This is a genomic window from Frankia canadensis (assembly GCF_900197875.1).
Lineage (GTDB): Bacteria > Actinomycetota > Actinomycetes > Frankiales > Frankiaceae > Frankia > Frankia canadensis.
This window is the reverse complement of record NZ_FZMO01000493.1, coordinates 1-808: the sequence shown is the minus strand read 5'-3', so window position 1 is coordinate 808 and position 808 is coordinate 1. Positions and strand designations below refer to the sequence as shown.

Annotated in this window: 1 protein-coding gene; it reads right to left on the bottom strand. The window is 74.5% G+C overall.

The features are described from left to right. Nucleotides 1-32: 32 nt before the first annotated feature. On the bottom strand, nucleotides 33-731 hold the full coding sequence (locus C1A33_RS26775) for a lactate racemase domain-containing protein (RefSeq protein ID WP_423748153.1): 699 nt from the start codon (nucleotides 729-731) through the stop codon (nucleotides 33-35). Nucleotides 732-808: the final 77 nt, after the last annotated feature.

The window sequence follows — 808 nt, the reverse complement described above, 5'->3', positions numbered from 1 at the left end:
CGACAGCCGCCGGTGCAACCCACTGGCGACGATCAGCGACACCTCGTCCACCCCGCCCAGGCCGCCGCCGTCATCGCCGCGGCCACACTGTGCACCGCCCGCAGCGACGCGTACGACGACACCCCGGCCGCCAGCCCCGCAGGACCCCCCACCCCGGCGGCCTGCACCACCTCGACGGACACCACCAGATCGGCCTGCGCCACCACCCGCGCCACCGCCACCGGCTCCCCGGCCGCGCTCTGCCCCACCTCGACGAGGTTCGCCGCGTCCTCGGCGTCATGGCAGACAAGCGCCGACGGCCAGAACGAGCGGAACACCCGCTCCCCGACCAGACGCTCCATCTCCCGCGCCGACAGCCGCCGGTGCAACCCACTGGCGACGATCAGCGACACCTCGTCCACCCCGGCCGCCGCCGCCGCCGTCAGCACCTGCTCCAGAATCCGCCCACGCACATCAGGACGGCGCATCCGCGGCGCCGGCACCGCCGGATCGGCCACGGCGATCACCAGCCGCATCCCGGGACGCAGCAACGCCGCCAGCGGCTCCGAGCCCACCGGGGCCGCCAACGCCGCCGCGATCGCCGCGTCGACGTCCTCGACACCCGGCCGCGGCTGCGGCGGATACACCACCCGCGTCCCCAGCGGGAAACGCTCCAGCAGCACCCCGTCGCCCTGGTGCACCAGCAGCGGGGGAGTCCGCTCGTCGACCTCGAGCACGAACCCCGGTCTCACCGAAACGATCCCTTCCACGTCCGCCGCGAAGAGCCACACCCTTCACGGACCCAGTCCAATCCCGCCACCGCAGGCCC